The following is a 26,397-nucleotide window of genomic DNA, read 5'->3' on the forward strand; positions in this document are numbered from 1 at the left end:
GGGAATTCATGGACATTACAGAATTATTGGCTTTTTCTGCAAAAAACGGGGCGTCTGACTTACACTTATCTGCGGGTATGCCACCAATGATTCGCGTTGATGGCGAAGTACGTCGTATTAACTTACCAGCTTTAGAACATAAAGAAGTGCACAAGTTAGTGTACGACATTATGAATGATAAGCAACGTCGTGATTATGAAGAACAATTGGAAACTGACTTCTCTTTTGAAGTACCTGGCGTTGCCCGTTTCCGTGTAAACGCATTTAATCAAAACCGCGGTGCTGGTGCCGTATTCCGTACCATTCCATCCAAAGTTCTCACCATGGATGACCTTGGTCTAGGCAATATTTTTAAAGAAATTTGTGACTACCCACGTGGCATCGTATTAGTTACAGGACCAACTGGTTCTGGTAAATCCACCACCTTAGCCGCGATGCTAGATTATATTAACGATCGACGTTATGACCATATTTTAACGGTCGAAGATCCAATCGAATTTGTACACCAATCGAAAAAATGTCTAATTAACCAACGTGAAGTACATCGTGACACGCATGGTTTTAATGAAGCATTACGTTCTGCACTGCGTGAAGACCCTGACATTATTTTGGTTGGTGAGATGCGTGACCTTGAAACTATTCGCCTTGCCTTAACTGCGGCGGAAACGGGTCACTTGGTTTTCGGTACACTACATACGACCTCTGCGGCAAAAACCATTGACCGTGTGATTGACGTATTCCCTGCTGAAGAAAAAGATATGGTTCGTGCCATGCTGTCTGAATCTTTACAGGCCGTTATTTCACAAACACTCTTAAAGAAAAATGGCGGTGGTCGTGTCGCTGCGCATGAAATCATGATTGGTATCCCAGCAATTCGTAACTTAATTCGTGAGAACAAAGTTGCACAAATGTACTCTGCCATCCAAACTGGTGCTAACTATGGTATGTCTACCTTAGACCAAAGCCTTAAAACGCTCGTATCTAAAGGCATCATTAGTCCACAAACAGCACGTACTGTTGCTAAACAACCAGAATCATTCTTATAAGAATATCAAAACGGAATTAGGATAAGGTTATGGACTTTAACGACTTACTCAATCTCATGATTCAACAAAAAGCATCTGACCTTTTTGTCACAGCTGAAGTTGAACCATCTATGAAAATTAATGGTCAAATTGTTCCTGTTGCGAAAACCAAGTTAACAGGTGAAATTGTTGGTCAACTCTTAAATTCAATTATGAGTGATAAACAACGTAAAGAATTTGCAGATACACGTGAATGTAACTTTGCGATTATGAATCGTGAAAAAACAGCACGTTTCCGTGTCAGTGCATTTCAACAACGTGACCAACCTGGCATGGTTCTACGTCGCATTGAAACTAAAATTCCAACCATGGATGAACTCAAGCTTCCTCCAGTGTTGAAAGACTTAGCCATGACCAAACGTGGCATCATTATTTTTGTGGGTGCAACAGGTACTGGTAAATCTACTTCCTTGGCCTCAATTATTGGATATCGTAATCAAAATTCTAAAGGTCATATCATTACCATTGAAGATCCGATCGAATTTATTCACGAACATGCAGGCTGTATTATCACTCAACGTGAAGTAGGCATCGATACCGACTCCTTTGAAATTGCGTTGAAAAATACCTTACGTCAAGCACCCGATGTTATTCTGATTGGTGAGATTCGTTCACGCGAGACCATGGATTACGCAATTGCTTTCGCAGAAACAGGCCATTTGGTTTTTGCAACGCTACATGCTAACAATGCCAACCAAGCGATTGATCGTATCATTCACTTCTTTGAAGCAGACCGTCATGGACAATTATTCATGGACTTGTCCTTAAATTTGAAAGCCATGGTCGCTCAGCAACTTATTCCAACGATTGATGGTAATTCACGCCGTGCTGCAATTGAGATTTTGATTAATTCACCATTAATTTCCGACTTAATCCGGAAAGGCGATATTCACGAAATTAAAGATTTAATGAAGCGTTCGCGTGAACTCGGTATGCAAACCTTTGACCAAGCACTTTACGATTTATATAAAGCCAAGCAGATCACTTATAAAGATGCGCTGAAACATGCCGATTCACCAAATGATTTACGCCTACAAATCAAACTCTCTGAGGAAGGTGCTGATCGTTTATTGAATGCAAGCTCGCATATTACTTTTGATGGTCAGTAAATAGACGTAAAAACTAGATTTAAGGAAACGGGCCAATAGGCTCGTTTTTTATATAAACTAAATATCTCACCTTTTTTCATATTTTAACAGCAAAGAAAAAGCAGCCTTACGGCTGCTTTTTCAAATCAAAATCAATAATTAATTATTGAGCTTGACCAGGTTGTACTGTAACAGTACGGCTACCAGTGATTGTCGCGAATACACGACGGTTCATAGCACGACCTTCTTTAGTTTTGTTGTCAGCAATCGGTTGATCCCAAGCGAAACCTTGAGTAGACAAACGAGATGCATCTACATTGTATTCATTTACAAGAGCAGATTTAACAGAGTTAGCACGAGCTAAAGATAAACGTTCGTTCAATGCACGTGGACCAGTGTTATCTGTATGGCCTTCGATGCGAGCAGTAGCATTTGGATATTCAACTAACTTCTCAGCAACTTTAGCAATTTCTGGCTTGTATTGATCTTTGATGTTTGATTTGTTCGTATCAAAGAACACACGAAGTTCCATGTTAAGGTCTTCAGTCAATTGCTCAGGAACTGGTTCAACTGGAGCTACTGGCTCAACTTCTACTACTGGTGCAGCAGGTTTCAAGTGACCACCAAGAACAACGTTAAGACCAGCTAAAGCTGTGTAGTTCCAGAACTTTTCATCAAAGTCATAAGTACCACGAGCTTCAGTACGAAGAGACAATGCATCGTTTAAGCGCCAGAAAGCACCTAGACCAGCATTACCAATTGTGTCTTCTTTGTCTTCGTAAATGCCATCAAAATCAGTTTTAGTCTGACCAGCACCTAAAAGTACGTATGGCTTGATTTTGCTGTCATAGTTTTTAGTGAACAAATCAGAAGTAGCATAGAAGTTACCAGCTACAGTGCGTTGTTTGTATTCAGCACCCTGTACGCCAGTACCGTCAAGGTCACCCTTAACTTGGTTATATTCAGCTTCAAAGCCTAACCATGGAGTTAATTCAACACCCAATGCAGCACCAACGAACATATCGTCTTGTAATTCTGCATGGCTAGTTAGTTTGTCATTATTGTGCTCAGAATCCTGCCAAGTATAACCAAGCATTAATGGAGTAATAGTTACACCTGCATTAGCAGCAGCCAAAGGTGCAGCTACGAGCATCGCTAAAGCAATACGACTCATTTTCATGGATTTATCCTCCAGAGATAAACAATTGTTGTTCAAGCTAAGCCTAAAATTTTAGCTATCCTGAGATAGGCTTTTTTAAATACCCCAGTTTTATTTTTAAGCTACTCACCTTGAATAATACAAACACTTAATTCGTTTGTCCAAGTGTTTGATAATTTTAATCAAGTAAATTATTGACAAAATTACTTACAATTTCAGTTGTAGTTCAGTAAATTTATGATCTCTTTCTTTTTAAGAATAGCTTTGTTGCTACTTGCGCTTCACTATAGCATTTTCTTATTCGCTGAGAAACACATTTTTCATTATAAAATGAATAAAAAACAAGACATTAATATTCATTATTAACTTAAAAAATACAGACACTTAGGTTATTTTATATGCACATCAATAAACATATGGCTTATACATTAACAGAACTTGCTATTACAATATTAGTTTTGTCAATACTTGTTACGCTTGCCCTACCTTATTACCACGAAATGAAAGCAAATCAAGAACGCAGAACAATTTTTAGGCAACTTATAGCTAATATACAACTCGCAAAACAGCATGCTGCTATACATCACACCAATGTTGTTATGTGCTCATCAGAAAATATGCAGAGCTGTAAAGAAGAGATGTGGGAACAAGGCTTTATCTTATTCCTCGATTCGAATCAAAATAGACAATTAGATTTAAATGAGATTTTAGTTTCACAAGAACGTACTGACTTATCCTACGGCACATTAAACTGGCGTGGCACCTTGCACTTTCCTAGTCTGAATTTTATGGCTGAACACGGTCTCCCGATTGGCTCAAATGGTAGTTTCTATTACTGCTCATCAACGGTAAAACATATGAAAATTATCCTGAATAAAATGGGCAATTCACGTAGCATTGACCTCAGCAATTGTTGAAAACCGATGAGTCAACTGCAAAAACAACATCTAATTTGCTGTTTTCAATATACTGCATAGGATTGAACAATAACCAATTATACTCGTTCGGAGATATATCAATGACTGATATCGTAATTGTAAATGGCGCACGTACTGCAATGGGCAGTTTTCAAGGAAGTTTATCTGGTCTAACAGCGCCAGAGCTTGGTGCAACAACCATCAAGGAAGCAATTGCTCGTGCTGGCTTACAACCGACCGATGTAGAAGAAGTCATTATGGGCTGTGTTTTACCTGCTGGTTTGAAACAAGGTCCTGCACGCCAAGCGATGCGTCAAGCGGGTTTACCAGATTCAACAAGTGCCGTTACGATCAATAAATTATGTGGTTCTGGCATGAAAGCGGTCATGCAAGCTGCCGATATGATTAAAGCGGGTTCTGCTGAAATCGTGGTTGCAGGTGGCATGGAATCGATGACCAATGCACCTTATATTTTGACCAAAGCACGTGCAGGTTACCGCATGGGTCATGGCGAAGTTAAAGATCACATGTTTCTTGATGGATTAGAAGATGCTGAAACTGGTCGTTTAATGGGTTCATTTGCACAAGATATGGCCAATAGCCGTGGCTATACCCGTGAGCAAATGGATGAATTTGCTATTCGTTCATTACAACGTGCACAAACTGCGGTCAACGAAGGTTACTTTGCTGATGAAATTGTTCCTGTCACAGTTTCAACGCGTAAAGGTGATGTTGTGATCGATAAAGATGAGCAACCATTTAATGCCAATATCGACAAAATTCCTACATTGCGTCCAGCATTTGCAAAAGACGGTACGATTACTGCTGCAAATGCAAGTTCAATCTCTGATGGCGCATCAGCACTGGTTTTAACTTCAGCCGACAATGCAGCAAACAAGGGCTTAACACCATTAGCGAAAATTGTTGCTTATGCATCAAACTCTCAACACCCTTCTGAGTTCACAATCGCCCCTGTTGGTGCTATCGAGAAAGTGTTAAAGAAAACTGGTTGGGATGCACAAGACGTTGACCTTTGGGAAATCAATGAAGCATTTGCAATGGTGACCATGTGTCCAATGGACGACTTTAAACTTGATCCTGCAAAAGTGAATATTAATGGTGGTGCTTGTGCTCTTGGACATCCAGTAGGCTCAACTGGCTCGCGGATTATTTTAACGCTCATCCACGCCTTAAAACGTACTGGCGGTAAGAAAGGGATTGCAGCTTTATGTATCGGTGGCGGTGAAGCAACGGCTGTCGCGATTGAACTTTTATAAGTTTCAATACTCTACTATTCGCTATGCTTAAGTAAAAAATCCTCCTTAACGGGGGATTTTTTATGCTTACATTTTTTCCTTATTCTTTTTGAGCAAGACTGTTAAATTAAGACACTCAAAATAAAAAATGGAACCTACAATAATGCAATTCAACCATTATCTCAATTTCCAAGGTGAAGCCGAAGCTGCTTTTAATTTTTATAAATCTGTGTTCGGTGGTGAGTTTGCCATGCTAAAACGTTATGGTGAAATGCCCTCTGATGGAAAATCTCAGCTCAGCGATGCAGAAAAAAATTATATTCTGCATGTTTCCTTACCAATTAATGAATTTACAATTCTGATGGCCTCCGATACCACGGAACAGTTTTGTGCAGCGAATAGTCCTTTTATCAAAGGCACCAATCACTATATTTCAATTAATTTGGAGAAGCACGAACAAGCTGAAGCACAACGTTTGTATGAAGCGCTCTCACAAAATGGGCAAATTGAAATGCCCTTGGAAAAGACCTTTTGGGGTGCACTCTATGCGGCATTTACCGATCAGTTTGGCGTGAAATGGATGGTCAATTGTCAGTTAGTAGATGAGTAATTTTCTTTAATTATTTTACTAGAATGCAATATAGCCTATTGATAAGTAATCATTTAGGTTATAGTGCATCGCATATTTTTCAACAAACTTTATAACAAGATAATGACGGGTCTTACACATACTATTCTTATTATTTTCATCACGATTTTGACTTCTATTGCAGCTTGGCAGCATCGGAATATCATGAATCGTTTGATTTTTAATATTTCAGCAATTAAGCACGGTCAATATGATCGATTCCTAACCCATGGCTTTATCCATAATGATGGTGTGCATCTTTTCTTTAATATGTTCACACTTTATTTCTTTGGGAGAAGTATTGAATGGTTTTTTCGTGACTATTTAAATGGTCTGGGTTTTGTCTTGTTCTATTGTAGTGCGGTTATTGTGGCAGCCATCCCAAGCTATCTTCACAATCGAAGTTTAAATTCTTACCGTAGTTTGGGTGCATCAGGTGCAGTTAATGCGGTACTTTTCAGTGCAATTCTATTTGATCCTTGGGGAATGATTTATATCTATTTTATCCCAATTCCTGCCATTATCTTCGGAACAATTTATCTGTGCTACAGCATGCATGCAATTCATTCAGGGCATTCTCCGTTGATTGACCACCGAGCTCATATTGCAGGTGCTGTCTATGGCTTCCTATTTCCACTCCTGCTTGCACCATCCCTCGGTGCAGCTTTCTTTTATAAGTTTATTGATACGCCATTATTTTAAATATAATCAACAATCCAAATATAAAAAGCTGGACCTAAGTCCAGCTTTTTATATTTGCTTAAAAAAATTAAGCTCCAGTTTGATAACTTGCTTGAGCAACTGCTGTAGAAGCTTGGTATGAATGGGTGAAGTCAGCTAAACCTGCCGCAGCTTCTTGAATATCTTTACCTTCTTTAATCACAAAAGTATCGAAACCAGAACGCTTCATATAGTTTAGGACATCCTTAAACACATCACCTGTCGCACGTAATTCGCCTTGAAAACCTTGACGACGCAACAGTGCAGCAAATGAATAACCGCGACCATCGTTGAAACCCGCAAAATCAATAAAGATTGCATCTAACTGATCTAAAGGAAATTCATTCACTTCAGGAGAAGCATCCACTGTAATCAATAATGCTTTTTTACCCGTAATATTGGCAAGTTGATCCAACTGATCAACAGTCAACACTACATCACCTTGTGGTAATACAGCATCTTCACCAATCAATTGGTAACTATTATCTGCGACTGTGCCATCTTTAGAGAGCACTTGAAGTGCGGTATTAAGCATAAGCACGCTCCTTAAATGGTTGAATGCCAACACGGCGGTAAGTTTCGATGAACTCTTCACCTTCTTGACGTAAATCAAGATAAGTATTCAAAATTTCTTCAATAATGTCAGGTACAACTTCTGCTGCAAATGATGGTCCTAAGATGTCACCAATTGAAGCATCATGGTCTGCATTACCGCCTAAGGTAATTTGATAGAATTCAGCGCCTTTTTTATCGACACCTAAAATACCAATATTACCCACATGGTGATGACCACAAGCATTCATACAACCTGAAATGTTCAAGTCGATATGACCCAGATTGTAAACGGTATCTAGGTCATCAAAACGACGTGAAATTGCTTCAGAAATTGGAATTGATTTCGCATTTGCCAATGAACAGAAGTCTCCGCCTGGGCAGCAAATAATATCGGTAATAAAGCCGATATGCGCACGCGCCAAGTCGTGTTGTTCAAGGGTTTGCCACAATTCAAACAAATCTTTTTGCGGTACATCGACCAACGAAATATTTTGTTCATGCGTGGTACGTAATTCACCGAACGTATATTTGTCTGCAAGGTCTGCAATCAAATTCATTTCTTCAGTGGTCACATCACCTGGTGCAATACCCGCACGTTTTAGCGAAATGGTGACAATACGATAGCCCGACACTTTATGAGCATTGGTATTAATGTTAAACCATTGTTTGAACTTAGGATGTTCAGCAAATAATGCTGTAAAGTCTTCATCTGCCAATTGCTGATATGCAAATGGAGTAAACTCTTCATCAAGTTTCGCTAAAGTTTCAGCATCTACTTTTAATGTTTGGACTGTGTGAGCAAATTCTGCTTCCACTTTTTCTGCAAACACTTCTGGCGTTAATGCTTTGACTAAAATTTTGATACGGGCTTTGTATTTGTTGTCACGGCGACCATGTAGATTATAGACACGCAGTACCGCTTCAAGATAAGCAATCAAATCTTCACGAGGCAACCATTCTTTGATGATTGAACCAATGATTGGTGTACGACCTAGACCGCCACCCACTTTGATTTTATAACCGATCTCGCCTGCCTCATTTTTCACGATATATACACCGATATCGTGGAATGAAGTCGCAGCACGATCCACTTCTGCTAAAGCAGACACTGCAATTTTGAACTTACGTGGTAAGAAGGCAAATTCAGGGTGGAAGGTTGACCATTGACGAATCAATTCACACGTTGGACGTGGGTCTGCAACTTCACCCGCAACTACACCTGCGTATTGGTCAGTTGTGGTGTTACGAATACAGTTACCTGAAGTTTGAATTGCATGCATCTGCACAGTTGCCAATTCGGCAAGCATGTCAGGCACATTTTCAAGTGCAGGCCAGTTAAACTGAATGTTTTGACGTGTTGACACGTGTGCATAACCACGGTCATATTCTTTCGCCAATTCCGCAACCTTGCGTAACTGCGTAGAGCTCATCAAACCATAAGGAACGGCAATACGTAACATCGGCGCATAGCGTTGTACGTATAAACCATTTTGGAGACGTAGCGGACGGTATTCATCTTCAGTGAGTTTACCCGCTAAATAACGTTCCGTTTGGTCACGGAACTGTGCAACACGTTCATTGATCAGTTGCTGATCAAAATCAGTATATAAATACATGGCGTACAGCTAGTAGTTTCATTATAACGGCTCACAGCATAACGACATTTAAACTATCAACAAAACGCGTTTTTTACATATTTAATAGCGGTTTTATTGATAAGCCTTTTTTGTTTTTCTAAAAGATCGAATCTATAAGGCTTAAGCACTTTTTTAGCTGTTTTGGACTTTGTTCTTCTATCTATATCTTATTTATTGCTAACGCTCTAAATAGGACAGTCATGTTCCAATTCAGACAGCAAAAAGCCTGACGAATCAGGCTTTTTTATGGAGGATGTAGTCAATTATTGCAAAGCATAGGCGACCAAATAATCCCCCATCTTGGTGCCAAAGGAACCATGTCCACCTGCCATGATCACCACATATTGTTTACCATTGCTTTCATAGGTCATCGGTGTTGCCTGACCACCTGCAGGTAAACGCCCTTCCCATAACTGCTCACCATTGCTGACGTTAAATGCACGAAGATAATTATCCTGCGTGCCAGCGACAAACATCACATTACCTGCGGTTGAAATTGGTCCCCCCAAACCCGGTACTCCTATTTTTAACGGTGGCAGTTGGAACAATTTCGGCAAACTGTCACGGATAGTCCCAATCCGCTTTTTCCAAACCACTTGATGGGTTTTTAAATCTACACCCGCCACATAGCCCCAAGCTGGTTGCTTACACGGTAAACCTAGCGGAGATAAGAACGCACTGATTTCTACACCATAAGGCACACCATACATTGGTTGCACCCCTTGTTCAGTCCCTGCGCCTTTGGCAGTTTCTTTACGATTCGGATCTGCGGGAATTAAACGGCTGACAAAAGGCAATCCGATTGGATTCATCACAGCAACTTGACGATCTGCATTCACCGACATGCCACCCCATTCAAATACGCCTAAATTCCCAGGAAACACCAAAGTGCCATTTTCTGAAGGTGGGGTGTAAATACCGTCATAATTCAAACGGTGGAAATAGACCCGACAAACTAACTGATCAAACATGGTCGCACCCCACATGTCTTTATCTTTTAACTTATCTTGAGGTGCCAAATTTAAATCAGAAAATGGTTGGGTTGCAGAATAGTGTTCGCCTTGGGTCTGTGGCCCGCGTTTCACTGTTTGAGGGACTGCACGCTCGTTAATAGGCACGATCGCTTTGCCTGTGCGTCGGTCTAGTACAAAGACATTCCCTGTTTTGGTTAACACATAAATCGCTGGAACAGTTTTTCCAGTGCTATCTTGAATATCTGCCAAAGAAGGTTGCGCTGGCACATCCATATCCCACAAATCATGATGGGTCGTTTGAAAATGCCAAACCAACTTGCCAGTACTGGCATTAATGGCCAACATCGAATTGGCATAACGCTCTTTTAACTCAGTACGATCTCCACCCCAAATATCGGGGGTTCCCACCCCTGTTGGCACATATACGATATCCAATTTGGAGTCATACGCCAAAGGTGCCCATGCATTTGGCGAGTTATGCACGAAAGTGGTACTTTCATTCGGCATGGCATTCGGATTTTTTGCCCCTGTATCAAAGACCCAAAGTAATTCACCTGTATTCACATCATAGCCACGTATGACGCCAGAAGGCTCTTTGGAAGAGTAGTTATCTGTGACTGAACCCGCAATAACCACCGTTGTACCCGAAATAACCCCAGGTGATGTCGGGTTATAGCCCCCTGGATAGGCATAAGGCATAAATTTTTGTAAATTTACTTCGCCTTGCTCACCAAAATCAGAACACACTTTACCTGTATCAGCATTCACAGCCACCAAACGCCCATCATTGACTGGAATAATCACCTTACGTGGACACTCGGCAGAAACCGATTTTCGATTTTGCAAGCTGGTCGCAAACTCGGCTGTATTGTTGGCATCGTAATACATTACCCCACGACAGGTGAGATGCTGAAAGGTATGGTCAGCTTTCAATTTTGGGTCAAAACGCCATTTTTCCTTGCCCGTTGCTGGGTCTAAGGCAATTAACCATTGGTGGGTGGTACACATATATAAGTTATTACCCACTTTAATTGGTGTCACCTGATTGGTAGTTTCCCCCGAATCTTTATCTGTTTTGACATCACCTGTGCGGAATGTCCAAGCCACTTTCAGATTTTTCACATTTTGATCATTAATCTGCGTTAAAGGTGAATAACGCACCCCGCCCTGAGTACGTCCATAAGCGGGCCAGTCTTGTTCTGCCACCCCATCAATGGCTTGAGCCGATGCAGGTTGTGGTTGTTGAATGACGCCATTAATTTCTTGGGGATCATTAAAAATGGCATAGACCATGATTGCAATAGCGATCAACAACGTACCCGAAAGGGCTATTTTACTGCCTTGGACTTGACTCATATTGCGCGTGACTGCAGGAATGAGTAACCATAAACCTAATACTCCCAAAACATCCAAACGAGGTGCGAGAGCCCAAAAATCAGTTCCAACCTCCCATAAACTCCAGAGTATGGTTGCTAGCATTAAGAAACTGTACAACCATAAAGAGGAACCTTGCCCCCTTTTAAGTAAAAATGCTGATGCCAAAATTAGCAGACCAGCAATCACATAATAGATTGAACCACCAAGTAAAATGAGCCATACACCCCCAATCAATAGATAGGCAGCAATCGCAAGCATCACAATAATGGTAAAGGTTCGCATCGTATTTGATGGGTTACTCATTCTATTCACCTCATTCACTTTATTATTTATCGTTAACTCAGCCATACAGCTAGATTATTTTGTCGTTTGTTTCGCTATTCTTATTCCTATTTAAATCATTGATCTAGGAAAGATGGTTTTTCTAACACCGTTAAAATGCTGTTTGAAACTTAATCCCACCAACCCAAACATTTTCGCCATTTTTATCCGCACCCACATGTCGAATATATTAAAGATTTGGGCGAATTGTTAACCAATTGGTGGCATGTAACCCATAATACAGTTCGGTGTTATATTCTTCCTCTTGCCCCGTATTTAAGTCGCCATTTAGATGGATTCGAGCAAATCCCAAGGCAATTTCATCTTGCGGGCGCATATCCAACACACCTGTATAGATCAAACCAATATTTTGCATATTGTCGACATTATTGGTTTTATCATCATGTACAGTCAGGTTTATAAACCCTGTAAGTCCGCGCTGCGGATCTTGAGCATGTTGCAGCAATTGTTGTTTTGCGACAATCCACATGCCTTGCTTATGAGATGTGGCGTTAGGATTCTGAATCTCGGCAACATCTGCACTGCTATAGTAATAACCCAGCCGATATTCACCAGTTTTGCCTTGTGTACCAATTTTGGGTTGCCAAACCATCTCTATGGGGACAATGACACCATCAGAACCCGAAGTGCTTAAATTAAACCCCTGACTACGCTTTAAATTCTCAGGGTTATACTCATATACCCCAATTTGGCTAAAGAGCTCAGGGGAAAATTGATATTTCAGTCTGGCTGCCCACTGACTGACGGGCCAATTAAACCATTGATCCCCCACCCAATTGCCAACTTGAGAACCGCATAAGGCTAAGTTCTGAAAATCACAATCAAAACTATTAAAATCTTCCCCTTCGCCAAAACGCCCAACTTTAAGATCTAACTGTTGATTGAGAAATTTTTTCTTAATCCAAAAATTGGTTAAACGCCATGTTTGCCCACGCCCCCAAACTTCTTGGGTTGAACTTAAATGCCCATTCAAGGCATCCGACGTTTGTGACAAAGAATGCCCGTTGCGTTCTGTAATAATGATTTGCGCTTCGGTGTCTTGCCACCCCAGTATTTTGTCTAAATCAAAATGACTGCCTAACACGAACTGATCGGCATATTCAGTCCCGTGGCTCGAATGCTTTTTCGCATCCAGTAAAGTGGCCATTTCCCCTGTATAGCCCAAGTTAAAACTATATCCTTGAGTTTGTAATTCAGTTCGGGTTCCGTTCCAATCCCCAAACATCCAAGGGCTGTCTACGGCAAAGGCTGATTGCGCATGAGTTCCAGAATTGATGATCAAGCCCATTAAACACAATGTGAACCATTTCCTTGAGATTCGGAGTTTTTGCATACCTGCAACCTTTTATAATTATGTAATGCATATTTAGGTTACGCCTGTATTTTGTGGTTAAAATATAATCTTTTTGTCGTTTTTTGTTAAGTTATTAAAATGGCTTAATTTAAAAAAGTACAGGCTACCAAGTGCCTGCACCCAATGCCTGCCCCATAAAGTCATAACGCATCGCTGAACGAGAAAATTTGATTGGACATGCCAACTGCGCTTGAGTCTCTGTAGAATTTTCATGCAGTGGAACATGGGCTACCCAATGCCGTTGTTGCGCCAAATCTGAATACAAAGCTTCATCTAACGTTAAAACAGGTTCTACACAGACATCTTGAGTCGAAAACAGTTGCTGCCACTCTAACAATGAGCGAGTTTTAATTTTTTCCTGTAGAGCGTGCTTAACCTCAGCACGATCTTCCGAAAGGAGCGAAGCTCCTTTCTCTAATAAAAGTGGCAACGCTAACAACTGAGCCAAACCCGACATAAATTGTGGCTCTAAACTGCCAATTGACAGATAACGCCCATCTTGCGTTTCATAGTAATCATAAAAGCTAGCGCCATTCAGTATTCCAGATTCTGGCTCTTGTGTGATATTTCCTGCCAATGCGGCGGCGGCAGCCATACTATTTAACGCTACCGCACAATCGGTCATGGAAATATCAATATATTGTCCTTTTCCACTCTGATGACGCTCAATCACAGCCGTTAAAATGCCGATCACAGCATGTAACGAACCACCTGCAATATCCGCAACTTGAATACCTAACGGCGGTGGTCCACTCTGTGCACGACCACTGTGCCCCGCAATTCCCGATAAAGCTAAATAGTTAATGTCATGCCCCGCCTTATCTTTATAACTCCCTGTTTGGCCATAGCCAGTAATGGAACAATAAATCAGCCGCGGATTAATTTCTGCTAAAGTGGCATAGTCCAATCCCAGTCGTTGCATGACACCCGGGCGAAATTGCTCTACGACAATATCGTATTGGCCAATCTTTTCCTTAATCGTTGCAATGTTCTGTGGATCTTTTAAATCCAGAGCCACGGATTGTTTATTTCGATTCAAATAAAGATGTGCGGTCGCCTGTCCATGTGCATAAGGTGGAAAAAGACGAATCAAGTCGGGTCGTGTTGGAGATTCCACATGAGTCACTTCCGCACCCATATCTGCTAAATATAAAGTGGCAAATGGACCAGGTAACAATGTTGAAAAATCCAGTACTTTCAATCCCTGTAAAGCATGTTGCATGTTATTTTTACTCTTGAACTCTTGTATTTTCATGTATCTTAGAAATATAAAATCAACAAAACAATGTCATGTTCAGCCATTTACCTTGATCATTTCGGCAATTTACCATGTAGAAAGGCAAATTTCCCTATTGTAAATTGCCTATAAAAACTTTTTTAGCGTCATTTAGGTCATACGCAAGTGAATACAAAAGAGACTGAAGGATTTAACATGAGCCGCGATACGATTAGTATCCATTTTGTGAATGCGGCTTTGACTGGCGTAAAACGCCTCGGCATGGATGTCGAAACTTTACTTTCGCACGTCGGAATAGAAGCCGAACTGTTACGTCAGCCTAAAGCTCGAATTTCTCCAGAACAATACACACGTTTTGTGAAAATGTTATGGATGGTGACTCAGGATGAACATATTGGTTTCGATACCCAACCTCGTCGTTTGGGTACGTTTGCCATTATGTGCCAACTGATCATCCATGCGAAAACCTTAGGTGATGCGCTCGAACTATCAACTCAGTTTTATAAATTGTTTGGTGATGAATGGTGTGTTTCGCTCGAACGTGATAAGCATGAAGCACGCTTAGTCCCACTCATTCCAACTGAGATGGATCCAAATCATTTCATTACCGAAAGTATGTTGATGATTTGGCATGGCTTGGCATCTTGGCTCATTGAACGTCGCCTTCCTTTAGAGCGCGTGCATTTTGGCTACCCGCGCCCTGCCCATGCAGATGAATATGATGCCCTGTTTTTCGCTCCCGTGATGCAGTTTGACATGCCACGCACTGAAATCACCTTTGCGGCGGATTATTTAGATTTACCAATTCGTCAAAATGAAGAAACCTTAGAAGAATTCTTAAAAGCAGCACCTGCACAGCTATTGGTTAAATTCAAAAACACCAATTCTCTCACCTCTCGTATTCGTGAAGTGTTGAAGAGTCAAATTGGTGAAGAAATGCCAACGCTGAATGATGTAGCATCAATGTTATATCTTTCACCGCAAACTTTACGCCGTCGTTTGGCTGCGGAAGGTAAAAGCTACCAAGGCGTGAAAGATGCTTTACGTCGTGATGCTGCGATTCACTTGTTACTCAATCCAAACCTGACATTGGAAGATGTCGCACAGCAGGTTGGTTTCAGTGAAACCAGCACATTCCATCGTGCATTTAAGAAATGGACAGGCGTAACCCCAGGTTTATACCGTCAATTACATGGTTATTTATAACCACTAACTGATTTTTCAGTTGATGCCCAGATTCTACAGTCTGGGCTTTTTTATGGCTTAAAAAGCATCATCACAAGAATACCCTCGCCCTTTTCAAACCAATACTCAAACTACAGAATGGTTTCACACTTCAATTGACCAAAATGATCATGCTGCCTATGCCAGTCTTGTCATTGCACTCGCTCTTAAAACCAGTACACTCAAAACACAAATAAATTTTAAGCAATAAAAAAGGAACTGCTATGAGCGAGGCTTATATTATTGATGCCATTCGCACCCCACGCGGAAAAGGAAAAAAAGATGGCTCTCTTTATGAAGTAAAACCCATTACCTTACTCACCACTTTATTAAATGAATTACAGCAGCGCCATCAACTCGATACCTCTAAAGTCGATGATATTGTTTTAGGCTGCGTAACACCAATTGGCGATCAAGGCGGAGACATTGCTAAAACAGCAGCGATTGCAGCAGGTTGGAACGATGATGTTGCTGGGGTGCAAATCAATCGCTTTTGTGCATCAGGCTTAGAAGCAGTCAATATGGCAGCAATGAAAGTCCGCTCTGGTTGGGAAGATTTAGTGGTTGCTGGTGGCGTTGAATCAATGTCACGCATTCCAATGGGTTCTGATGGCGGGCCGTGGGCTTTAGACCCAGAAACAAACCTTAAGTCATCATTTGTTCCACAAGGTATTGGGGCCGACCTCATTGCAACCTTAGATGGCTATAGCCGTGAAGATGTTGATAATTTCGCTGTAAAATCACAGCAAAAAGCGGCGACGGCTCAATCAAATGGTTATTTCGACCAATCAGTCGTACCAGTCAAAGATCACGCAGGTGTGGTGATTTTAGAGAAAGATGAATTTATTAAAGGCAATACCACACTCGAAGGTCTAACGAAGCTCAACCCAAGTTTTGAAATGATGGGTCAAATGGGCTTTGATGCAGTTGCTTTACAAAAATATCCAGAAGCACAAAAAATAAATCATGTTCACCATGCAGGTAACTCATCAGGCATTGTCGATGGAGCAGCTATAGTTTTATTAGCTTCTGAAAAAGCGGTAAAAGAACAAAATTTAAAACCACGCGCTAAAGTTTTGGCGAGTGCATTAGTTGGTACTGACCCAACCATTATGCTGACTGGCCCTGCGCCTGCTGCACGTAAAGCTTTAGAAAAAGCTGGGCTTACGATTGATGATATTGACCTATTTGAAGTCAATGAAGCATTTGCGGCAGTTGTTATGCGTTTTATTAATGAGCTCAATGTCCCTACTGAAAAAGTCAACGTAAATGGTGGTGCGATTGCTTTAGGTCATCCATTAGGTGCAACAGGTGCCATGATTTTAGGCACACTACTTGATGAGCTTGAACGACAAGATAAAAAGCGCGGTTTAGCGACCCTCTGTGTTGGCGGTGGGATGGGTATTGCCACCATTATTGAACGTGTATAAAAATTTAGGGATATATAAAGATGAGTGCAATTCAATACGAAAAAAATGCCGACAATATTGTCATTTTAACGCTTGATTCAACTGGACAATCTGCGAACACCATGAATGCCGAGTTTCGTGACTCGCTCAATGAAGCGACTCAGAAACTTAAAGCAGAAACAGAACTTTCAGGGGTTATTTTCCGCTCGGCTAAGAAAACGTTCTTTGCAGGCGGTGATTTAGATGAACTGATTCAAGTTCAGCCTGAACATGCAACTGACTTTTTCAATATGGTTGAAAAGCTAAAAGGTCATTTACGCACAATTGAAACGTTAGGCATTCCAGTCGTTGCAGCATTAAATGGCACTGCACTTGGCGGTGGTTGGGAAATCGCATTAAGTTGCCATCACCGTATTGCAATCAATGACCCGAAGAGCAAATTTGGTCTACCAGAAGTTACTTTAGGTTTGTTACCGGGTGGCGGCGGTATTGTGCGTATGGTACGCCTACTTGGGCTTCAAAATGCGTTCCCATTTTTAATGGAGGGCAAACAGTTCGGTGTTGATAAAGCAAAATCTTTAGGCTTAATTCATGACACTGCCGAAAATGAACAAGAACTTTTAGATAAAGTAATTGCTTGGATCAAGGCCAATCCAAAATCTCAGCAGCCATTTGATGTGAAGGGTTATAAAATTCCGGGTGGCGATCCCAAAACGCCGGCAGTTGCACAAGTTCTTGCAATTGCACCAGCCATGTTAAAAGACAAAACCAAAGGTTGTTACCCTGCCCCTGAAGCAATTATGGCTGCCGCAGTTGAAGGCGCTCAAGTTGATGTCGATACTGCACTGCGTATTGAGTCTCGCTACTTTACTCAGCTTACAACAGGTCAAATTTCTAAAAATATGATCGGTACTTTCTGGCATGGTTTAAATGCAATTAAGTCTGGTGCTAGCCGTCCTGCCGACGTTGCAAAATGGCAAGCCACGAAAGTGGGTGTGTTGGGTGCAGGCATGATGGGTGCGGGCATTGCTTATTCAACAGCCATTAAAGGCATTCCTGTTATCCTTAAAGACGTATCTGTTGAAAATGCTGAGAAAGGCAAAGCATATTCTCAGAAATTGCTAGACAAGCGTGTTTCACAAGGCCGCATGACGTCAGAAAAACGTGATCAGGTTTTATCGCTCATTACGGCTACAGCGTCAGCTGAAGATCTTCAAGGTTGTGATTTAATTATTGAAGCGGTATTTGAAAACCAAGAGCTCAAAGCGAAAGTTACTCAAGAAGCCGAGCAATATCTAGCGCCTAACGGTGTGATGGCATCAAACACCTCAACCCTGCCAATTACAGGTTTAGCTCAGGCAAGTAAGAATGATAAAGCTTTTATCGGTCTGCATTTCTTTAGCCCTGTCGACAAAATGCAGTTGGTTGAGATTATTAAAGGTAAAAACACCTCCGCAGAGACTCTTGCTAAAGCCTACGACTTTGTACAACAAATTGGAAAAACACCGATTGTTGTCAATGATAGCCGTGGTTTCTTTACCAGTCGTGTGTTTGGTACGTTCATTCAAGAAGGTATGCGCTTGCTTGCAGAGGGCGTTCACCCAGCACGTATTGAAATGGCAGCACTGAAAGCTGGTATGCCAGTTGGCCCACTCGCTATTCAAGATGAAGTGTCTTTAACCTTAACCGAGCATGTTGCCAGTGAAGCACGTAAAGCCCTGCAAGCTGAAGGAAAAGATTTACCTAAAACTTCTGTAGATGAAGTGGTTCACACCATGATTCATGAGTTAAACCGTAAAGGTAAAGCTGCTGGTGCAGGTTTCTATGACTATCCGGAAAATGGTAAAAAGCATCTCTGGGAAGGCTTGAACCGTTGGCAAAAAGATCATGATATTTCTGAACAAGATATGATTGATCGCATTCTGTTTGTACAGGCCTTAGATACTTTACGTTGTTATGAAGAAGGCGTATTGGAGTCTGTAATTGATGCCAATGTCGGTTCTATCTTTGGCATTGGTTATGCACCTTGGACTGGAGGAGCAATTCAATTCCTAAATCAATATGGTACTGATAAAGCACAAAAACGCGCAGAAGAATTAGCTGCCAAATATGGTGAACGTTTTAATCCACCACAAAGTTTAAGAGATAAAGCTCAACGCAACGAACTTATTCAATAATTCTTCTATCGATAAACGCTGGTTTGGGAACCCTCTTCCAAATCAGCTACATCTCATAAGCTAAAATAAGAACAATTAAGCTTTTTATAAAATTTGGTCTGTATCCACTCTATTTTATGTTATAAAGTTACATAATTTTAAAAGTTTCTTTTTATCCATTGGGTTATTTGTTATGTCAGACAATACTTCTCCTGAAAAATCCCCATGGGGTTGGAAGGCCCTGATTATTGCCACAATTTTAAGTATTATTTTTCTGGTTGTTTTTTATTTAGCGATGCAGCATGAACCTGACTATATGCCAGGTAAGCAACGCGAAGCTCGTGCGGCCCAAGCCAGCAGTGCACCAGTAGAACACCAGATGGACATGAGTGCCGAAGAACACAATATGACGGCTGAAGAACATGCTGCCATGACGGAGTCCTCAGCATCTACAGCTCATCACGGACATTGAGCAATAAAAAGCCATCTCTCAGAAGATGGCTTTTTTATGCCTGAAATTTAGGATTTTTAGCCCTGTGCAAGCAAAGACATCTGCATATCAATATGTGGAATGCCACAATCCATATACGCTTCTCCACAGACTTGAAAGCCTAAAGCTTGGTAAAAAGACATTGCATGCACTTGAGAAGAAAGTTGCAGTAAAGGACGTTGTTGGATCCGCGCTTGCTGGATAATCTCTTGCATCAAAAGCTTGCCAATCCCTTGTCCACGGTGCGATGCCAATACGGCAACTCGCCCAATACTATGATTTGGCAATAAGCGCGCTGTCGCAATCACCTGTTCCCCGTCACACACTACAAAATGCTGTGAAATTTCATCCTGTGCATCCCACTCATCTACCGCAGCAATCTGCTGTTCCTGAATAAATACTTGCTCACGAATTGGTTTTGCATCTGACTGCAATTCAGCCCATGTGCCTGTACGCGTCTGTAATATCATGTCGAATTCCTTTTAAATCTCGCTGCTTAGCACTTAGCCCCAAGATCACGTTGATCCCATTGGTTATTGAGCAATAATTCCAAAGAATGCTTTTGAATACCGTACATATTTTTTAAAGCTTCAATTTGCGCCAATACTGTAGCGTCAGGTGCAACAAAATCGGCACGTTTGGTGGCTAAGATCATTTTATTTTTGCTGGTATGTTCTAAAGCAACAAATTCAAAGACTTTAGTTTCATAACCATAGGCTTTTAACAGCAATGCACGAATAGTATCTGTCAGCATTTCTGCCTGTTGCCCCGCGTGAATTCCAAAGTGCAACATCGGCTTCAGTACTTCTGGACTTTTCAGTTGAGGACGTAATTCCTTATGGCAGCACGGCGCGCACATAATCATCTGTGCATTTAAGCGAATCCCTGTATGAATGGCAAAATCGGTTGCCACATCACAAGCATGCAGTGCAATCATCACATCTAAACGCTCAGGCTGATAAGTTCGGACGTCACCTTGGAAAAAATCCAGTTGGTTAAAGCCTGAAGCCTCTGCCACATGTTGACAGAACTGCACCATCTTTTCATTCAACTCAACGCCTGTTACAAATGGAACCTGCTGTTGCTTCGCCAAATAATCATATAAGGCAAAGGTCAAATAACCTTTCCCCGAACCAAAATCAACCACATGCAACGCTTGATCTTGATTGGGAAGTTGCATCAAAGCCCCTGAAAAAATTTCCACGAATTTATTAATCTGTTTCCATTTACGCGCCATGCTTGGAATAATCTGGCTTTGAGCATCGGTAATGCCTAAATGCTGCAAAAATACACTTTCTTGCTCCACAAAACGATGTTTGCTTCGATCATGTGCTTGGGTTGCCCGGGCTTCATTTTTTGCCGTTGCTGTTTTCTGAGTAATGGTTAGTAAATCTTTTTTCTTGTTGCGCTTGAGTTGTATATCTTGAGTCGATGCAAATAAATTGCCCTGCTTACAACAGGTCAAATGCTCCGCAATGATTTGCATGGCATCTGAGATTGGGTAGTTTTTGGTGACATCTTGGGTTTTATGCCGGTATAAAACATTCAAGACAGGTTGCTGTTGTAGTTCAATCAGGCGGAAAGTCATTTTTTCTAACTGTTGCATTTCCCCCTTGTATTGGCTCAAGATTAAACGCTCAAAACTTTGTGTTTCAAGTGCTTGCTGCACAGCATCGAGAAACTGTTGTTCCTGAGCAGAAGGAGAAGTCGAGTCAGACATACAATAAACCTAATCAAATTTGCGACTAAATTTTAAAGCGTCTTACACGAAAAGCAAAATTGAATTACTATACATTTGTATTTTTAATAAAAAGCAGCCGCTATGACCGCTCCCCATACGCAAGATTATCATCCAACCGAAGAGCAGTTTAATGTGTGGAGCCATGCGCTCGGCGCAATCCTTGCCTGTATCGGCACTATACTGTTGGTAATTAAAGGGGCATCTTTAAGTACGGGACAATGGATTGGTCTTTGGGTCTATGGTTTCAGTATGATTCTGCTGTTTACGGGTTCCACGCTGTATCACATGGCGCAGACCTACGAAAAACGTTTTTGGCTAAAAAAACTCGATCACACCGCCATTTATTATTTGATTGCTGGGACTTATACCCCTTTTCTGTCTATTGCAATTCCAACCGAAAAGGCCCACAACTTACTGATTGCACTTTGGGTGATTGCATTGCTTGGAACACTTTTCAAGTTAATCTTCATTCATCGTTTCCAGAAAGTTTCGCTCATTGCCTACTTGGTTATGGGTTGGCTTGCAGTGTTATTAGTCAATGATATGCAACGTTATTTATCTTCAGACGCGCTCTTTTGGCTGGTTTTTGGGGGACTGGCTTATACAGTCGGAGCATTGTTTTATGCCTTAAAACGGGTAAGATATACCCATGCGATCTGGCATGTATTTGTACTGATAGGCGCTGGATCACACTTCCTCGCGATCTATCTGTACGTGATTTAATCGGCTTCTCTCGCGTTTTAGTGACCCTAAAAGAGTAGATGTGAGTTCGATTTTCCGTTGTTTTTTTAAGAAATTACGCCTTTTTTAAAAAGATTACGCTTTTAAAACTAAGTTCTTTTAATTTTAGTAAGTGTAAGGTTATCCATGGCGTCATCAACTACAGCTACAGTAGAAGTAGCAACTAATTCAAAATTTCGTGTACTTACCGCTAGTCTAGTGGGTACTACTATCGAGTTCTTCGATTTTTATATTTACGCGACTGCTGCGGTCATTATTTTTCCACATCTGTTCTTCCCTGCAAATACAGATCCGATGACCGCCACCATTCAGTCACTGGCGACCTTTGCCATTGCCTTTATTGCACGTCCAATTGGTGCAGCCCTGTTTGGTCATTTAGGTGACCGTATTGGACGGAAAGCCACCTTGGTTGCAGCCCTACTCACCATGGGGATTTCCACGGTCTGTATCGGCTTATTACCCACCTATGCCCAAATTGGTATTGTCGCTCCATTGCTCTTAGCCCTTTGCCGTTTAGGACAAGGTCTTGGTTTAGGCGGTGAATGGTCAGGTGCGGTGTTATTGGCAACAGAAAATGCCCCTGAGGGCAAGCGTGCATGGTATGGCATGTTCCCACAGTTGGGTGCACCAATCGGTTTTATCTTGGCAACAGGTTCATTCTTGACCCTCGGTGCATTAATGTCTGAACAAGACTTTATGCAATGGGGCTGGCGTATTCCATTTATTGCCAGTGCTATTTTGGTAATTGTAGGTCTATGGATTCGTCTTAAATTGCACGAAACGCCAGCTTTCCAAAAGGTGTTGGATAAGCAAAAAGAAGTCAACGTGCCTTTTAAAGAAGTCATGACCAAACATTTGCCAATGTTGGTTCTAGGTACGATTGCAGCGATTTGTACCTTCGTTGTGTTTTATCTCACTACAGTGTTCGCACTTAACTGGGGAACCACAAAACTTGGCTATTCACGTGCTGAATTCTTAGAATTACAATTGATTGCAACACTTTGTTTTGCTGCTTTTATTCCACTTTCTGCGGTTTTGGCAGAAAAATTTGGACGTAAAACCACTTCGATTGCAGTCTGCGTACTTTCAGCCTTATTTGGTTTAGTTTTCTCAAGCATGCTCGAATCTGGCAATACCTTTGTCGTGTTCTTATTCTTGTGTATAGGTTTAGCCATTATGGGCTTAACTTATGGCCCAATTGGGACTGTGTTGTCTGAGATTTTCCCGACTTCTGTGCGCTATACAGGCTCTGCTTTAACCTTTAACTTAGCGGGTATTTTCGGTGCTTCTTTTGCGCCACTGATTGCCACTAAACTCGCAACAACTTATGGATTATATGCTGTGGGTTACTACCTCACGGCGGCTTCTATTCTTTCATTGCTGGCATTCCTTGCTATTCGTGAAACTAAAAATGATGATGTAAATAATCAAGTTTAATCACAATTACACCCGATAAAATCTTAAAATGATGAAAAGCCCTCAATCCTTACAAAGTTTGAGGGCTTTTTTATGCGAATACAGAGATGACTTCTAAAATCTTAAATTAAACCAATTCAATAATATCAATGGTGGGTGGAACGCGAAATCGAAATGGAACACCGACCATTCCAGTACCGACTGTCACAAACACATCAGCATGTTCATGGTTATACAGTCCTCGTTTATGTCCGAGAATAGAGACTTTTTTCATCACATAATCAGTTAACCATGGTAATTCCACTTGTCCACCATGGGTATGCCCCGACAACATCAAAGGACGATTCGGAAGTTTGGGTACCATATCAACTGTATCTGGGTTGTGAGAGAGAATGACCCACGGTTTGTCTTGGGGTAAATCTGGCAGATAACGCATATCGGCTTTTCCTGCCCACAAATCGCCCACCCCAATTAAACGAAATTCATCAAATTCAACAATCTGCCCTTCAATATCAATGACATCATTCACACTGAGTGCATGGCTCAATAAAGCCTGTATCGGCGGACCAGGATATTGCTCATCATGATTTCCATATACAGAATAAACAGGAGCTTGAATTTTTTTTAAGGGTGCCAATTCATCAGCCAAAGTATCTTCTGGTTCATATGTCCAATCCCCTGCCACCACCACCAAATCTGGCTGCTGCTGATTGATTTTCTCCACGATTATTTTTAGTTGTCGTTCATGTCCTGAAAACAAACCGATATGTAAATCAGCCACCAAGGCTATTTTCACAGGCTTTTGAATTCGGCTTCCAGCATCCAATTGATATCGTGTTGTTTTGACTTGAACACAATGTGGCTCTACAAAGCGTGCATAAAGTAAAACGATACTCAGCAAGAATACAAACCCTGCTTCATGTAACGAATAATAGCCACTCCAGCCAGCATAAAGACTAAATACAGCCAAAGGCCAGAGTAAATAAGACAAATAAAACGCAAGTAAATGCACAAATGCTTTAAATGGATGGATCGTCTCTGTATGCGACTGGCTATGCCATGCCTGTGCAATTGCCCAAAATGCAATCAACACGAAACTTCCATAAAAAACGTAAATCATTGAGTCTGTTGTCAATATCATTACTCACTATACCAATTACTAATTCTCTATTTTTATTTATCTTTTCATAGCTGACAATTATACTCAAACCAAATCTAGCGATCATAATAGTGTGATGAGTATAATAGACCCGAACAATCACGTCGTGCAGCGTCAAATGTCTGTCGTTAAAAAGAAGACCTCATCCAAGGCAGTAATTTTACTTTGTAGCAGTTTATTATTCGGTTTGCCTGCTTGCTCGACTCTCCCCCAATATACGCCACAACCTGTAGTCAATTCATTTGATATTGACACTTCTCATACATCATTAGCCCAAATTATTAATCCACTGCGTGAACAAAATCCAAATTTAACTGGTTTTCATGTCCTGAATGATCCCTTGGAGGCTTTGGCTGCACGGATTCACCTCATTGAACGTGCCGAAAAAACTTTAGATTTACAATATTATATTTGGGACAACGATAAAATTGGTGCCATCGCTTTGCATGCGATTATTCAGGCGGCTGATCGTGGCGTCAAAGTTCGCATGCTCATAGATGACAATAATGCGGGCAAAATGGAAGGCATTTATTTAGCACTGGCACAGCACCGCAATATCGATGTTAAACTGTACAATCCTTATGGTTTCCGCAACTTCCGTGCAATGGATATCTTGCTGGATTTAAAACGTGTCAATCGACGCATGCACAATAAGAGCTTTATTGCCGACAATCAGATTGCGCTGATTGGCGGACGGAACATGAGTAATCAATATTATAATGTCAGTGATCATTATCAGTTTTCTGATGTAGATGTCATGTTGGTCGGCACAGCTACGGATGAAATTGCATTATCTTTTGATGAATACTGGAATGATGCTTATGCCTATCCGGTCAATCAAATTGTTGACCCACAAAAATACACCTTACGCTATGAAGGTTTAAAACAACAAGTCACCGAACACTATGCCGATACTGCGGTACAAAATTACCTCGATTTAGCCAATCGCTCACAAGCTTTTGAGCAATGGCTGGATCATAGTATTAAGTTTGACTGGGTCAAAGCCAAAGTCGTGAAAGATTCTCCCAACAAAACACGCGATAAAGCGACACCAGAAGATTACTTGAATCACCAACTCATTTCGTATTTAGAAACGCCAAACTCAAGTTTAGACATTGTTTCCGCTTATTTTGTTCCTGAAAAAAAAGGGGCAGATGTTCTCGAAAAAATTTCGCAAAAAGGGGTTCAGGTTCGAGTATTGACCAATTCCTTCATTGCCAATGACGTGGCTTTGGTACATGCCTTTTACGGAAAATATCGCCAAGACCTTTTAGAAAACGGCGTACAAATGTATGAGTTTCTGGCGGCCCCTGAACAAGAAAACTGGTATCGCAATACTGAAGAGCTTTCACAAAAAGCCAAAATTAGTTTAAGAGGGCTCAGCCACTCTAGCTTACATGCGAAAATGTTAGCGATTGATGAAAGCCAAGTGTTTATTGGTTCTTTTAATTTTGATCCACGTTCAGCATATCTCAATACCGAGATTGGGGTGATTTTAAATAGTCCGCCTTTGGCCAAAGCAGTACATGAAACCATGGACCAAAATCTGTCGAAATACGCCTATAAACTGGTTTTAGATGCCAATAATAAAATTAATTGGCAACTGACCCACCCTAATGGAAATGTTAAAACTTACACGACAGAACCTAAAATGAAGTGGTGGCACAAAGTAGGAGTTAAGTTTATTTCTTGGTTACCTGTAGAAGGCTTTATGTAAGACCCTTGTTTCCAA

21 protein-coding genes and 1 pseudogene are annotated in these 26,397 nt (G+C 41.2%); 13 read left to right on the plus strand and 9 right to left on the minus strand.

The window, feature by feature from the left end; all coding sequences use genetic code 11:
- Positions 1-8 precede the first annotated feature (8 nt).
- Entirely contained in the window at positions 9-1,046 is a 1,038-nt protein-coding gene (locus tag MP622_RS11025; protein WP_016165374.1) for a type IV pilus twitching motility protein PilT, read from the plus strand.
- Between the two features lie 29 nt (positions 1,047-1,075).
- Complete coding sequence (locus tag MP622_RS11030; RefSeq protein WP_044739263.1) at positions 1,076-2,194, plus strand: PilT/PilU family type 4a pilus ATPase; 1,119 nt, start codon at positions 1,076-1,078, stop codon at positions 2,192-2,194.
- A gap of 142 nt (positions 2,195-2,336) precedes the next feature.
- On the opposite strand, the gene omp38 is transcribed toward MP622_RS11030, so the two are convergent.
- Positions 2,337-3,353 (minus strand): outer membrane protein Omp38, encoded by a 1,017-nt coding sequence (gene omp38 / locus MP622_RS11035; RefSeq protein ID WP_044739262.1) that lies wholly within the window; start codon positions 3,351-3,353, stop codon positions 2,337-2,339.
- 377 nt (positions 3,354-3,730) lie between these two features.
- Here omp38 and MP622_RS11040 point away from each other — a divergent pair, with 377 nt between their 5' ends.
- The 4 genes from MP622_RS11040 to MP622_RS11055 all read left to right on the plus strand — a co-directional run bounded on the left by MP622_RS11040 (position 3,731) and on the right by MP622_RS11055 (position 6,835).
- Positions 3,731-4,249, plus strand: a complete 519-nt coding sequence (locus tag MP622_RS11040; protein WP_016165377.1) for a GspH/FimT family pseudopilin — start codon at positions 3,731-3,733, stop codon at positions 4,247-4,249.
- Between the two features lie 101 nt (positions 4,250-4,350).
- Positions 4,351-5,526, plus strand: coding sequence for a thiolase family protein (locus tag MP622_RS11045; RefSeq protein ID WP_243790980.1), 1,176 nt, complete (start codon positions 4,351-4,353; stop codon positions 5,524-5,526).
- Positions 5,527-5,668: 142 nt separating this feature from the next.
- On the plus strand, positions 5,669-6,115 hold the full coding sequence (locus MP622_RS11050) for a VOC family protein (RefSeq protein WP_016165379.1): 447 nt from the start codon (positions 5,669-5,671) through the stop codon (positions 6,113-6,115).
- 102 nt (positions 6,116-6,217) lie between these two features.
- Positions 6,218-6,835, plus strand: a complete 618-nt coding sequence (locus tag MP622_RS11055; protein WP_016165380.1) for a rhomboid family intramembrane serine protease — start codon at positions 6,218-6,220, stop codon at positions 6,833-6,835.
- Between the two features lie 67 nt (positions 6,836-6,902).
- Here the strand turns inward: MP622_RS11055 and MP622_RS11060 are convergent, their stop codons facing one another.
- From MP622_RS11060 to MP622_RS11080, 5 genes and pseudogenes are all read right to left on the minus strand, one after another.
- The gene (locus MP622_RS11060; RefSeq protein ID WP_243790982.1) at positions 6,903-7,388 is read right to left on the minus strand and encodes a DUF934 domain-containing protein; all 486 of its coding nucleotides are present in this window, start codon (positions 7,386-7,388) and stop codon (positions 6,903-6,905) included.
- Positions 7,381-9,024: a nitrite/sulfite reductase gene (locus tag MP622_RS11065; RefSeq protein WP_243790984.1), complete on the minus strand. Its 1,644-nt coding sequence runs from the start codon at positions 9,022-9,024 to the stop codon at positions 7,381-7,383. Before MP622_RS11065 ends, MP622_RS11060 begins: the two co-directional genes overlap by 8 nt.
- Before the next feature lie 284 nt (positions 9,025-9,308).
- Positions 9,309-11,699, minus strand: coding sequence for a glucose/quinate/shikimate family membrane-bound PQQ-dependent dehydrogenase (locus tag MP622_RS11070; protein ID WP_243790985.1), 2,391 nt, complete (start codon positions 11,697-11,699; stop codon positions 9,309-9,311).
- Positions 11,700-11,829: 130 nt separating this feature from the next.
- A pseudogene (locus MP622_RS11075) lies at positions 11,830-13,026 on the minus strand (carbohydrate porin).
- 169 nt (positions 13,027-13,195) lie between these two features.
- Positions 13,196-14,314: a CaiB/BaiF CoA-transferase family protein gene (locus MP622_RS11080; protein ID WP_243790987.1), complete on the minus strand. Its 1,119-nt coding sequence runs from the start codon at positions 14,312-14,314 to the stop codon at positions 13,196-13,198.
- A gap of 210 nt (positions 14,315-14,524) precedes the next feature.
- On the opposite strand from MP622_RS11080, the gene MP622_RS11085 reads away from it, so the two are divergent.
- From MP622_RS11085 to MP622_RS11100, 4 genes are all read left to right on the plus strand, one after another.
- Positions 14,525-15,535 (plus strand): AraC family transcriptional regulator, encoded by a 1,011-nt coding sequence (locus MP622_RS11085; RefSeq protein WP_016165386.1) that lies wholly within the window; start codon positions 14,525-14,527, stop codon positions 15,533-15,535.
- Between the two features lie 242 nt (positions 15,536-15,777).
- Entirely contained in the window at positions 15,778-16,983 is a 1,206-nt protein-coding gene (locus MP622_RS11090; RefSeq protein WP_243790989.1) for an acetyl-CoA C-acetyltransferase, read from the plus strand.
- A gap of 20 nt (positions 16,984-17,003) precedes the next feature.
- Entirely contained in the window at positions 17,004-19,139 is a 2,136-nt protein-coding gene (locus MP622_RS11095; RefSeq protein ID WP_243790991.1) for a 3-hydroxyacyl-CoA dehydrogenase NAD-binding domain-containing protein, read from the plus strand.
- Positions 19,140-19,311: 172 nt separating this feature from the next.
- Entirely contained in the window at positions 19,312-19,590 is a 279-nt protein-coding gene (locus tag MP622_RS11100; protein WP_016165391.1) for a hypothetical protein, read from the plus strand.
- Between the two features lie 56 nt (positions 19,591-19,646).
- Here MP622_RS11100 and MP622_RS11105 read toward each other — a convergent pair whose 3' ends face one another.
- Both MP622_RS11105 and MP622_RS11110 read right to left on the minus strand, forming a co-directional pair.
- Complete coding sequence (locus MP622_RS11105; RefSeq protein ID WP_243790992.1) at positions 19,647-20,078, minus strand: GNAT family N-acetyltransferase; 432 nt, start codon at positions 20,076-20,078, stop codon at positions 19,647-19,649.
- Between the two features lie 26 nt (positions 20,079-20,104).
- The gene (locus tag MP622_RS11110; protein WP_243790994.1) at positions 20,105-21,328 is read right to left on the minus strand and encodes an SAM-dependent methyltransferase; all 1,224 of its coding nucleotides are present in this window, start codon (positions 21,326-21,328) and stop codon (positions 20,105-20,107) included.
- Between the two features lie 102 nt (positions 21,329-21,430).
- On the opposite strand from MP622_RS11110, the gene MP622_RS11115 reads away from it, so the two are divergent.
- The gene (locus tag MP622_RS11115; protein ID WP_016165394.1) at positions 21,431-22,072 is read left to right on the plus strand and encodes a hemolysin III family protein; all 642 of its coding nucleotides are present in this window, start codon (positions 21,431-21,433) and stop codon (positions 22,070-22,072) included.
- Positions 22,073-22,216: 144 nt separating this feature from the next.
- Positions 22,217-23,527: an MFS transporter gene (locus MP622_RS11120; protein WP_243790996.1), complete on the plus strand. Its 1,311-nt coding sequence runs from the start codon at positions 22,217-22,219 to the stop codon at positions 23,525-23,527.
- Positions 23,528-23,633: 106 nt separating this feature from the next.
- On the opposite strand, the gene MP622_RS11125 is transcribed toward MP622_RS11120, so the two are convergent.
- Positions 23,634-24,644 carry a metallophosphoesterase gene (locus MP622_RS11125; RefSeq protein WP_243793518.1) on the minus strand — a complete coding sequence of 337 codons (1,011 nt, stop codon included), beginning with the start codon at positions 24,642-24,644 and terminating at the stop codon, positions 23,634-23,636.
- A gap of 139 nt (positions 24,645-24,783) precedes the next feature.
- On the opposite strand from MP622_RS11125, the gene MP622_RS11130 reads away from it, so the two are divergent.
- A complete protein-coding gene (locus MP622_RS11130) occupies positions 24,784-26,382 on the plus strand; it encodes a phospholipase D family protein (protein ID WP_243790997.1) in 1,599 nt (532 codons plus the stop codon).
- Positions 26,383-26,397: the final 15 nt, after the last annotated feature.

The organism is Acinetobacter sp. PK01 (assembly GCF_022819285.1).
Classification (GTDB): Bacteria; Pseudomonadota; Gammaproteobacteria; order Pseudomonadales; family Moraxellaceae; genus Acinetobacter; species Acinetobacter tandoii.

What these genes read in the sequence shown, in the direction of transcription:
- MP622_RS11025 (WP_016165374.1), top strand. Translation starts at nt 9, where the DNA reads ATGGACATTACAGAATTATTGGCTTTTTCTGCAAAAAACGGGGCGTCT.
- MP622_RS11030 (WP_044739263.1), top strand. Translation starts at nt 1,076, where the DNA reads ATGGACTTTAACGACTTACTCAATCTCATGATTCAACAAAAAGCATCT.
- omp38 (WP_044739262.1), bottom strand. Translation starts at nt 3,353, where the DNA reads ATGAAAATGAGTCGTATTGCTTTAGCGATGCTCGTAGCTGCACCTTTG.
- MP622_RS11040 (WP_016165377.1), top strand. Translation starts at nt 3,731, where the DNA reads ATGCACATCAATAAACATATGGCTTATACATTAACAGAACTTGCTATT.
- MP622_RS11045 (WP_243790980.1), top strand. Translation starts at nt 4,351, where the DNA reads ATGACTGATATCGTAATTGTAAATGGCGCACGTACTGCAATGGGCAGT.
- MP622_RS11050 (WP_016165379.1), top strand. Translation starts at nt 5,669, where the DNA reads ATGCAATTCAACCATTATCTCAATTTCCAAGGTGAAGCCGAAGCTGCT.
- MP622_RS11055 (WP_016165380.1), top strand. Translation starts at nt 6,218, where the DNA reads ATGACGGGTCTTACACATACTATTCTTATTATTTTCATCACGATTTTG.
- MP622_RS11060 (WP_243790982.1), bottom strand. Translation starts at nt 7,388, where the DNA reads ATGCTTAATACCGCACTTCAAGTGCTCTCTAAAGATGGCACAGTCGCA.
- MP622_RS11065 (WP_243790984.1), bottom strand. Translation starts at nt 9,024, where the DNA reads ATGTATTTATATACTGATTTTGATCAGCAACTGATCAATGAACGTGTT.
- MP622_RS11070 (WP_243790985.1), bottom strand. Translation starts at nt 11,699, where the DNA reads ATGAGTAACCCATCAAATACGATGCGAACCTTTACCATTATTGTGATG.
- MP622_RS11080 (WP_243790987.1), bottom strand. Translation starts at nt 14,314, where the DNA reads ATGCAACATGCTTTACAGGGATTGAAAGTACTGGATTTTTCAACATTG.
- MP622_RS11085 (WP_016165386.1), top strand. Translation starts at nt 14,525, where the DNA reads ATGAGCCGCGATACGATTAGTATCCATTTTGTGAATGCGGCTTTGACT.
- MP622_RS11090 (WP_243790989.1), top strand. Translation starts at nt 15,778, where the DNA reads ATGAGCGAGGCTTATATTATTGATGCCATTCGCACCCCACGCGGAAAA.
- MP622_RS11095 (WP_243790991.1), top strand. Translation starts at nt 17,004, where the DNA reads ATGAGTGCAATTCAATACGAAAAAAATGCCGACAATATTGTCATTTTA.
- MP622_RS11100 (WP_016165391.1), top strand. Translation starts at nt 19,312, where the DNA reads ATGTCAGACAATACTTCTCCTGAAAAATCCCCATGGGGTTGGAAGGCC.
- MP622_RS11105 (WP_243790992.1), bottom strand. Translation starts at nt 20,078, where the DNA reads ATGATATTACAGACGCGTACAGGCACATGGGCTGAATTGCAGTCAGAT.
- MP622_RS11110 (WP_243790994.1), bottom strand. Translation starts at nt 21,328, where the DNA reads ATGTCTGACTCGACTTCTCCTTCTGCTCAGGAACAACAGTTTCTCGAT.
- MP622_RS11115 (WP_016165394.1), top strand. Translation starts at nt 21,431, where the DNA reads ATGACCGCTCCCCATACGCAAGATTATCATCCAACCGAAGAGCAGTTT.
- MP622_RS11120 (WP_243790996.1), top strand. Translation starts at nt 22,217, where the DNA reads ATGGCGTCATCAACTACAGCTACAGTAGAAGTAGCAACTAATTCAAAA.
- MP622_RS11130 (WP_243790997.1), top strand. Translation starts at nt 24,784, where the DNA reads ATGTCTGTCGTTAAAAAGAAGACCTCATCCAAGGCAGTAATTTTACTT.